The organism is Inquilinus sp. (genome assembly GCF_057815775.1).
On record NZ_JBYRFX010000035.1, the window covers coordinates 1 to 10027 of the forward strand.

The window sequence follows — 10027 nt, forward strand, 5'->3', positions numbered from 1 at the left end:
CATCGGTCGCGGCTTCGGCAGAAAGGTGACCCTTGACCTCTAATCTCGCGCTTTCCCAGGTCGCCGCCGCCCAGGCCCAGAAGGAGGTCACGATCAATGATGCCTTCGGCCAGGTCGATGCGGCGCTGACCGAATTCATCAGCCTCGACCTGTCGGCCGGGGATGTCACCGTGACGGCTGCCCAGGCGCGACGGGCGGCGCTGCTGCGCATCACAGGCAATGCTGTGGCCAGGACCCTGACGCTGCCCCAGATCAAGCGCGAGATCACAATCCAGAACACCGGGTCGGCCGCGCTGACCGTCAAGGTCGGGACGACGTTGGTCGCGATCGATCCCGGCGCCATCGCCGCCGTCTATCTCGACGGCACGGCCAATGGCCTAGTGGTGACCGGCCGGCCGGGCGCTGCCGGCATTCTGACTGTCGCCCAGGGCGGCACCGGCGCTCCCACGGCGCCGGCGGCGCTGGCCAATCTCGGCGGTCTGGCCAAGGCCGGCGACACGCTCACGGGCGACCTGCTGACCGCGACCGGCGTCCGGATCTCGACCGGTGGTGCACCCCAGACTGGCGTTAGCGGGGTGACAGCCGACATCCAGTCGAACAGCACGACAGCGGCCGGCCTGGCCGCGATGCGCTGGAGCGCTGACCCGTCGCCCGCCCGCGTGATGGTGGCGAAGTCGTTCGGCACCGCTGTGGGGAGCCATGTGGCGGTGCCGTCCGGCACGGCGTTGGGCGAGTTGAACCTCGCCGGCAGCAGCGGCGCGGGCATGGTGGCGGGCGCGACGATCGACGCCGTGGCGATGGGCGCTGGCACGGCGACCGGTGTGGCGGCGGCACTGCGGTTGTTCACCAGCGGCGGCGGCGCCCCGGTCGAGCGGGCGCGGTTCGACAACCTCGGCAACTTCCAGATGGGCGGGGCGAACACCGTGATCGATGCCCAGCGCATCGCCCGGCTGCGCTCCTACACCTTGGCGACGCTGCCGGCGGCGTCCTCAGCGCCGCAGGGCGTGGTGGACTGCTCGGACCTCGGCGGTGGCTCCGGCCCGCTCTATAGCGATGGCACCACCTGGCAGCGGCTCCAGGAGCTGTCCTCCTACGTCAACGCCGTGGCCGATGCCAACGCGACCCTCACTGTTCTCGGCAGCGCCAGCGTGGTCGCCTTCATCGCCAACCTGGTGGCCGACCGCACCGTGACCCTGTCGACCACCAGCGCCTACCTCGGTGCCATGAAGCGCGTCATCAATGCAGGCAACGGCCCCGGCCGGCTGGTCTGCAGCGGCATCACCGTCCGGACGGGATGCTTCGCCGACTTCATGTACACCGGGGCCGCGTGGACCTGCGTCGCTGCTGGCGCGCGCAATGACCCGATGCAGATCTATGAAACCGGCGTCTGGACGCCGGCCCTCACCGGCAGCACGACGCAGGGCACGCAGACGATGCACCCCAACAACAGCGGCAACTACATCCGCGTTGGCCAGATAGTTGTGGCGGTCGCCTACGTCCAATGGACGGCGATCGATGCGGCCGCCGCCGGCGACGTGGTCATCAACGGGCTGCCCTACGTCGCCGCCAACGTCCCGAACAACCTGCCAACCGCAGCGGTGACGGCGCAGACCATCGCGTTCCCCGCCGGCCAATCGCAGATCCTGGCCCGCTTCCGCGGTCCCAACGGCACCGCCATCAGCCCGATCTTCAGCGGCAACGGCGTCAGCCAGGCATTCATCCAGATGGGCCAGCTCAGCGCCGCCGGGATCATGTCTTTCACCATCACCTATCGCACCAACTGAGGTCTCTATGCCGACGCTCGAAGAAGTAACAGGCCCCTACGAATGGCTCGTCCGCTGGGATCACATAGCCGGCACCCTACAGGGCCAGCACTACCAGACGGCGGCCTCGATCCTGCGCGACGGCGTGATCGTGCCGGGGGCGACCACCATCAACCCGCCGATGCCGATCACGTCCGAGACGGAGCCGACGATCGCGCAGGTCTGCGAAATCCTGAATGCCGCCGCCCTGGCCCGCATCGCCGCCCTTGAAGCCGAGCTGGCGGCGGCGGTGGCAGAGCGCGACGCGGCCCTGGCCGCCTCGATCCAAGCCTAACCGATTCTGTGATCGACATCGCCTCGGCCGCGCAGCGGACGGGGGACGGGGCGCGCCAACGCCCCGAACCGCGAGGGTTGAGCTCGCCCGACCGAAAACGGCCGTTCCTCGGCCGGCCCGTCGTCGCAGCCTGCGACGGGCGCAATAGATCGAGCGACAATGCAGGAGTCGAGACCTCTTTACCGAGACCTGCGCTGCAGCTGTGGAAAGCTGCTGTGCCGGACCGCACCGGATGCTGTGATCGAGATCAAATGCACCCGGTGCGGCACCTTTACCCGAACTCTGAGGGCCGAGAGCCCCTCCCGACCGAGCGCCCAGAGCGCCGATCGAGGAGACAGCGCTTGTGGCTATACTTACCGATGCCCCTGATCGAGCCGGCGGCCGATTGCGAGGGCTCTCACTCTGCGCAGGAGTTGGCGGGCTGGAGCTTGGCCTCCACCTCGCAGAACCCGGATATCGCACTGTTTGCTACGTCGAGCGGGATGCCTTCGCCGCAGCCACCCTCGTGGCCCGGATGGCGGACCAGGCCTTATGTGACGCGCCTCTGTGGAACAACGTTGCCAGCTTCGACGGCCGCCCGTGGCGTGGGACTGTGGATCTCATCTCTGCGGGCTATCCCTGCCAGCCGTTCAGCTTCGCTGGAAAACGGCGAGGCGAGGAGGATGTCCGGCACCTGTGGCCCCACATCGCCCGAATTATCGACGAGGTCAGGCCCCGATTCGTCTTCTGCGAGAACGTCGAAGGGCATCTCACGCTGGGATTTCCCGACGTCGGCCGACAGCTACAAGGCATGGGCTTCCGCGTTAAAGCGGGATTGTTCTCGGCGTATGAGACAGGCGCGTCCCATTGGCGCCGGCGCCTCTTCATCCTGGCCGACGCCGACCGCCTGCGGGACCGGGAACTTGGCGGACCTTCGGCTGGGGGAAGCTGGTCCGATGCTGGTGTCGACTGGAGTGCGGAAGCATGTGGGCATCCGCGAGGCGATCCGGACATGGACCTCGATCTGGGCTTTGTCGCGGGGGCTTGGTCTGCGCCCGGCAGCGCTCATGACGGACTGCCAATCTATCCCCCAGGTCCATTTGACCTGCAGGCCTGGGAAAGCGTCGCCGCCCGGCACCCTGACCTACAACCCGGCTTTTTTGGAGTGGCTAATGGGGTGGCCCATCGGGTGGAGCGATCCTACGTCGCCGGCAACGGGGTTTGCCCCCTGGCTGCGGCGCATGCGTGGCGTACTCTCAGACTTGGAGAATAGGTCACCTTCCCGGCAGCGGTGAGTGCCGCGTAAGCGAAGGGCGAGTCCCTTGATCGCGCTCGCCCTTCGCGCTCCGCCTGATCACAACCGGCAGCGCCAATCACACAGTTAAACGGAAGGGTGCGAAGCTAGGGCACCGCCCGTGAAGTGCGTTGCCGTCGAGTGGTGGCAAGCCGCTCAAATCGGAGGCAAACCGGACTTGGCTAACACCGGGCGGCAGGACATCCCGCACCGCGGGAATGCCGTCGAGGTCGAAAAAGGTCAGCGATTCTGATGCGGTGTCGGGGTCGAAGCTGAAGGCGAGGGCTCCGAGAAGATCGGCCGCCAAAGTGTCCGCGATGGTCTGTTCGAGCCGAAAGATTGCCGCGGGATTGCCATTGAGCCGGATCGAGATCTGCGTGATCAGACCTTCGAGGGAGAGGCCGCCAGCACTTCGCTCCACAAATAGTGAGGCGAGGACGCCCACGCAGCCCGCAGGCACGTCGCACTGTTCGTATGACAGGCTATGCACGCGGCGACGCGTCGTGCTCGTCTTCACTTCGAGCCGAAGATCTCCAACGACGAAATCATAGCGCTCGTCTGGATCCTGTCGCCAAGCTGCGATGGCCGCAGCAGGGTCGCGCGCTTTGGAAATCAGGACGAGTTCGCCGATCAGTCCTACCACGCTTTCCTTTGCCATACTTGAGAGGCGCTGAAAGATCGCGGCGAGGCGCATCACCGCCTCAGCGATGACCTGAAGTCGAGGACGGACGCCGACCAAAAGTAGGAGGCTGGACATCACATGCAGAAAGTATCGTTCAGCTTCATCATCATCCGTCGTGCACCGCACGACGGTGAGACTCTGTCTAACCTCCGGCCGTCCCGCGAGTATCACGGCGCAATCAGTCGCGTACTGCACATCTAGACCGCTGAGGCGGATTGGTGCGCGATAACCGCCATCAATGGCGCCTAGAAGAACGCAGGCGCGAGCGTGATCGTCACGCCCGACATAGTGACCCTCAATACCTGGAATCTCGCGCACCACGAACGCGCCCTCAGTCGACGTGGTATCTGCGAGGTTGGCAAGAAGATCGGCGAGATCGGGAAGCATTAGTTGCCTTGGTCCTGCGACACCCAATCGGCCTCCATCCGGCGTGGGACCCAAACGGCAAGAAGCGGCACTCCCCTACGCACCACCGTATCGTTCGGACCCTCGGTCAGGTCGAAAACGTGAACCTGAACCGTCACGCGATCGGGATCGAAGAAAGCCCGGTCGCCGGGATACGAATAGCCACCGTCCGAGCGTGTCGGCCCCTGGTGTAAGCGACGGATGCTCGGAATTCGGCCCTGATCATCAAGCCCACGGTTAGCAGCAAAATTGGGCCTCATGCGATACACGCGCGCCGTTTCGCTACCGTCGCGCTCCAACGCCTTCTGTAGTTGCAGAAGGAGGCCTATCATGTCCTTAGAATCGATCGGCCCTTGCACGCGGTAGTTCACCAAGAGATCCTCGACGATCGTCTTGAGCGACACATCATCTGCCACAAAATGCTGTTGAGCTGGTTGGCTCGACACGTAGGTTGTGTCCGGCCCCAACGGGAGCCCTTTCAAGAATCCATCGACCATCGTAGTATTGGCAATGATGGCGTCTTCTGACATCTTTGCCATAGCAGGATGGAACCAGTCGTCGGCGTAATTTCCGCGTCCAAAATCATGCTGGATGACATTGGATCTGCAAGGTTGGAGCGCCGGGTCGAGGATGAATTTTCGCTTCCAACTGGAGAGCGGCGCGCCTGATTCCTGAAGGGTGATGAGTTCCTTCCTCATCTCCTCTTCGTGGTCGACGTAAGCTTGAAAGGCACCGAGGGCTGCTGCCTCAAGATAGAGGCGGCAGTGGCCCTTGTATCGCTCCTTATAGCCGAAGAAGCGAGCACGCTGCTGAAGGGTGTCGGCGTTACCGACACCCGTGCCACGCGGCATGTAGGTGACGGACAACTCGCGAACCGTGAAGCCACGATCCATCGCTTGGCCGCCAACCAAAATCCAACCGTAGGCCTGCTTCCATTCGATCGCCGGGGTCTTCTGGCCACCGCGCCGGTTGACCTCCCGCACCTGCGTCTCGCGGAGTGCGCGGGGAAGCTTCAGGAGAACCTCATCGAAAGAAGGAAGATTGGCGACGGTGCCAGCGAGGTCGTCGTAGGCCACGTGGAAATCGGCGATCAACGTCGCACGATCCGGCTCCGTCTGGGGCCCAGTTAACACCGAGAGCCAGTCGTCCCGAGTGCTAATGATGCTCTGGTAATATTGGAAGTGCTCAAGCGTTGTGCGCGACGGGTGCACGAGCATAGAGCGGTTAGGGTTCGCCTTCGAACGCCCCTCGATGAGGCCGACGGCTACACTCACAAGGAAGAACGCCACCGCCTCAAGCAGGCTGCTGGGTGCTCCGGAAACGGGGTTGTTTCGTGAGGGAATATCGTTTGGCGGGATCACACGAGCATAGTGGGGGTCGTGGCCAAAGAACTCCACGCCACCGACATAGCCCGCGCCCGGCGAAAGGACTTCCACGAAATCAGGCGAGAGCGCATCGATAATATTGATGAGGAGTGGCGCTTGGGGCGTCGCAGTGTACTGCAAGAAGGTATGGTTTGGCAGTAGTCGCTTCAATTCGAGAAGCCGTTGGTAAGTCGTGCTCTCATTACCACGATTGATTAGCGTATTAAGACTTGCTTGATCGGCCTCGTCATCAACTATGATGGCGGAAATCCCGGCGAGGTCGAGGCGTGCTAGTAGATCGTTGCAGTTCCGAAGGCGCTGGTGCTGTTTCATGACAGTCATGAGCAGCGTAGCGCGGTCCCCTTTGGCGAGTTCGGGATCGCGCCAGTCCCGGAGAATTTTCCGAACGATATCCTCGTTCTCAAGGCCAGGATTGGGGATGTGCATCCATGCAGGCGGCACGTCGTCATCGTCGATCCGCAATTCTTCCACCAGACGGTCGCGCGTTTGGCGGAAGAGCGGCTCCGAGGTCCCGGCGGCAACTATGACGAGTGGGATGTTGTTGTCACGTGCGAGCGCAACAACCGTGGTGAATGACAGCGTCTTTCCGCTCTGCACATAACCGACCACGAGGCCGGTTCGCGAACTAGCGGGCGTGGTCGGGTCCTGGCCTCGACCGAGAATTGCGGCGGCGCTTTGGGCCGTTTGCTCGCGCGCCTCATCGGAGAGCTTGGTCTGCCGTTCCATGAGGCCGTTAGCCTGCTCGCCGATCACCGGCGCCCAAGTCGCACCTGGCCGTCGGGGCGACGGCCCTAGCGGCTTGACAGTGCCTGCCGTCATCCCGGTGCCTCCCGTTCTGTCGCAGAGAGCACATCGCGCAGAATTTCATTCAGATTGCGCCTGACAGTGCCCGCATTCTTGACGATGCGCCGGGCGAGCGTCTCGGCTAGAGCCAGCGCAGCAGCGACGCGCAGTAGAGCTTCCAGATCATCGCCGCCGCGGGGAGCAAAGCGGACTGTGAAGGGGTGGACGTAAGAGACCCGAATTTCGATTAGGCGCTCGCGGCTGTCAGCCGGATCGACATCGCTCAATGTCAGCCAAGCGCTTTCAGCAGGATCGTCTCCGAGTTCGATCCGAATACGCCACGTCTCAGCGCGGAAGGTGATCGCAATCTCACGGCTCGCGAGGGTCGGGGTCCTGTCGAGTTGGATCGTCCGCGTCTCAGCCGGCCCGTGATCTGCGACCTGCTCAATGGCGTGGGGCAGTTCCTGCTCCAGCACCGTCGCCGTCCGTAAGACTGCCTCCTTGGCAGCGCGCTCGCGGTCGGCGCGTGCGGCAAGGGCTCGGTAGTTGTCGGCCTGCCGCAGCAGGGGGACCTCGCCTTTATCGAGTTCTTCCTTCAGCAACTCAACGAAGGGTTGCTCGTTCTCGTCCCACTTAAAACCGTCTTTCGTATGGGACACCTCGAACCCTTCGAGGTGTAGTTCGCCAAAGAGGCGAAGCGAACGAAAACTGCCGTGCTGGCCGAATATGAAATCGGGCTTGTAGCCTTCATCGCCGCTGCCCTGGATCAGCCGGCCTCGTCGGAATAGCGAAAAGCCGGCGCGCGCATAGTTCCCCGGTTCACGTAGGCCGGCGAAGCCGCTTACCACCTGGCCGTTGCCAAGATCGAAGTCGATATCCTTCCGCCAGAAGATCGACGGTCCGTCGGGATTCTTGGCATAGGGGGCGGTCAAGATGGAAGGTTGCTCAGGAACGAGCGTCTCGTTCCCGAACTTCAGTTCAAGCCAGCCTTCACGAATGAAGACTCGATAGATGTCAGCAAGATGTTCTTTGATCTTGCTGACGGTTTTCTTAACCGGAACATGGTAGAGTTCTTCGAGTATCACTTCCGTGTAATGCCAGTCGGCATCCACGGAGCGACTCGTTATCTCCAATTCCTCGATCTGGTCGTTAACGATGCGGTCCACTTCGAACCGGACCAATCTTTCAGCCGGATCGCCAAGTGCCTTGGTGCGCACTGACCATCGTGGCGAGAACCAGCATGCCGCACTCTTCATACCCATGCCGAACTCTGAAAGGCCGGAGCGGTCGGGTGGCACGGCAGCTGGTCGGAAAGCGCGCGGGAAATCGGCTAGTTGGATGCCGCCGGCATTGTCCTTGATCGAGATGCAAGCCGGTGCCGTCGGATCGATGCTGATCTGCACCTTTAGACGGAACTCGTCGCCATGAAGTGCCTTTAATGCCTCCTCGTTGCTGAGATAACTCTGCACTGCGTTGTCGACGAACTCGGCGAGGGCGAACCACGCCTTGTAATTTAGATGGCGGAGGACGCTGAGGACGCTGACGCCGGGCCTGATGTTGACCGTCTGGCGTGACCCAACGGGTGCGTGCGTCGACATGTCAAAGCGTCGCGTTCATGATAGCGAATGAGCGCCGGGGATCGCCACTGAACTGCGCGGGTGGGGAAACCAAAAGCCTGCTAGCGGCCGCCCTAATCACATCGACATTCACCGCGTTGCCGAGCGCCTTGTAAGCGCCGCTCTGCGTCGCCGGCAGATGCTCCAATTCGCCCATGCTTTGCAGCCGAGCGCACTCGCGCATCGTCATATAGCGCCGCTCCCATGGAATCACCGGGACTTGGCTCGTCGTGAGCGCAACGAGAGATGGTGCGGCATTCGGGCGCTTGGCACGGATGCCCGACGCGCGGAACTGAATGATCGCCTGCCAGAGGTCGCGAGGTCCGCCTTTCCAATTCCATTCAAGCTTCTGAAAGCTCGGCGAGAAGGTCTGGATGCTCGGCAGCCACGGGTCGATCACCGCCTTGTGCTGCTTGTAGAAGCGACGGTTCCGCCGGATGAACTCCTTCTTCCAGTCCGGGAACCTCTCCACGTCATCGCGAGCATAGGCCGGGAGCGCCGATTCGATCTGCTCCGTCGTGAGGCCCCGAAGGCGCTTCCCGCAGGCCCCCTTGAAACTGTCGATCTTATCAAACCCGAGGCGGCGAGGAGCTTTGTCGGCGTAAGGGTATGTCGCTCCAAACTCCATCGCCCAAATAGGGAAGGATGGTAGGTCTTCATTTTCCGGCAGCGCGTCGATCAATGCCTGCCATGCGGTGAGATATAAGAAAAACCGGTCATTCAATTTTCGCGCACCGACTGGATTGGTATCGAGTACGCTGCGGATATTGATATCAGCCATTGCGTGCGTGGCTTCTGGCCACGCAAAACCGTCGAGCCCTTCGCGATCACCAACGAGCAGCGCACGCTCGCGGATTTGCGGAATCCCGAACATGTGCGGGGAGAGGCGTGTCGAACTGATCGAATAGCCGGTTCGCTCCAGGCGCCCACAGATCGCCTTCCACGTCTTGCCCTCATTGTGCCGCATGAGGTTTGGAACGTTTTCGATCATGAGATAGCGCGGCTTGTACCGCTCAAGGATCAGGATAACGTAGTCGAACAGGTCGCCCCATTGTGGGCAGTCGAATCCCAACTGGTCGCCTGCCTTGGAGAAGGGCTGACAAGGGAACCCCGCGCACAGGATGTCGTGAGCGGGAACTTTGTCGAAGGCGGCGCGGATGTCGCCCGCAGGGCGCACCCCAAAATTCTTTAAGTAAAGGTCCGCAAGAACCGGATCGATCTCGGAGGCGAAAACACACTCATGACCAAGCGCCGCTAGTGCTTGGTGGAAACCCCCGAGTCCTGCAAATAAGTCTACGAATCGCATCCGCATATTTGACGCGCCGGCCAACCTTACTTCAAGTGGCAAAAAAATATTGTCAGAATAGTGAACAGTGAAATCCAAGACGAATCGACGCCCTCAATCTAGCAGCAACACCGCCCGTGTAGCTAGTCTGCTCGGAGCGTTGGTGTCCGCTTCGGGTGGAACGGCCGACCAAAGGGTAAAGCCATCTGGCGTGCTAGGCTCCGGTGAACGGATCGAGTGACATTTCTGCCAAACCGTTCGCCCCGTCATGCCAAAGCGCGCGCCCGGCCACACCAGGTTGGCACCGCTTGCGCGGTCTGCGCCAGCGGGACTGGATCGCGTCGCTGTGCTCGCGATGACGGTGATGGGGCGGTATTATCTTGCTTAAATGTTCCTGTTATGTTCTTATCAAGGCATGACACAAGCCCCACTCGCCCCCGCAACGCTGCCCGCCGGCGCCACCACCGCCCCCGACCGGGCGGCGGCGGATCGCGACTGGGC

General features: G+C 62.3%; 8 protein-coding genes. 4 read left to right on the forward strand and 4 right to left on the reverse strand.

The features are described from left to right. Nucleotides 1–32 precede the first annotated feature (32 nt). From AC3XYG_RS01335 to AC3XYG_RS01350, 4 genes are all read left to right on the forward strand, one after another. Nucleotides 33–1784, forward strand: coding sequence for a hypothetical protein (locus AC3XYG_RS01335; protein WP_489138009.1), 1752 nt, complete (start codon nucleotides 33–35; stop codon nucleotides 1782–1784). A 7-nt stretch (nucleotides 1785–1791) separates the two neighbouring features. Then, nucleotides 1792–2097: a hypothetical protein gene (locus tag AC3XYG_RS01340; protein ID WP_489138010.1), complete on the forward strand. Its 306-nt coding sequence runs from the start codon at nucleotides 1792–1794 to the stop codon at nucleotides 2095–2097. A 159-nt stretch (nucleotides 2098–2256) separates the two neighbouring features. Next, a complete protein-coding gene (locus tag AC3XYG_RS01345) occupies nucleotides 2257–2466 on the forward strand; it encodes a Com family DNA-binding transcriptional regulator (RefSeq protein WP_489138011.1) in 210 nt (69 codons plus the stop codon). Continuing rightward, on the forward strand, nucleotides 2441–3349 hold the full coding sequence (locus AC3XYG_RS01350) for a DNA cytosine methyltransferase (RefSeq protein WP_489138012.1): 909 nt from the start codon (nucleotides 2441–2443) through the stop codon (nucleotides 3347–3349). Before AC3XYG_RS01345 ends, AC3XYG_RS01350 begins: the two co-directional genes overlap by 26 nt. Before the next feature lie 100 nt (nucleotides 3350–3449). On the opposite strand, the gene AC3XYG_RS01355 is transcribed toward AC3XYG_RS01350, so the two are convergent. The 4 genes from AC3XYG_RS01355 to AC3XYG_RS01370 are packed head-to-tail and all read right to left on the reverse strand — an operon-like array spanning nucleotide 3450 to nucleotide 9625. Then, nucleotides 3450–4439 carry a PD-(D/E)XK motif protein gene (locus AC3XYG_RS01355; RefSeq protein WP_489138013.1) on the reverse strand — a complete coding sequence of 330 codons (990 nt, stop codon included), beginning with the start codon at nucleotides 4437–4439 and terminating at the stop codon, nucleotides 3450–3452. Next, nucleotides 4439–6661, reverse strand: coding sequence for a Z1 domain-containing protein (locus tag AC3XYG_RS01360; protein WP_489138014.1), 2223 nt, complete (start codon nucleotides 6659–6661; stop codon nucleotides 4439–4441). Before AC3XYG_RS01360 ends, AC3XYG_RS01355 begins: the two co-directional genes overlap by 1 nt. Beyond that, on the reverse strand, nucleotides 6658–8223 hold the full coding sequence (locus AC3XYG_RS01365) for an ATP-binding protein (RefSeq protein WP_489138015.1): 1566 nt from the start codon (nucleotides 8221–8223) through the stop codon (nucleotides 6658–6660). The genes AC3XYG_RS01360 and AC3XYG_RS01365 overlap by 4 nt, the downstream gene beginning before the upstream one ends. A 1-nt stretch (nucleotide 8224) precedes the next feature. Further along, nucleotides 8225–9625: a DNA cytosine methyltransferase gene (locus AC3XYG_RS01370; protein WP_489138016.1), complete on the reverse strand. Its 1401-nt coding sequence runs from the start codon at nucleotides 9623–9625 to the stop codon at nucleotides 8225–8227. Between the last annotated feature and the right edge of the window lie 402 nt (nucleotides 9626–10027).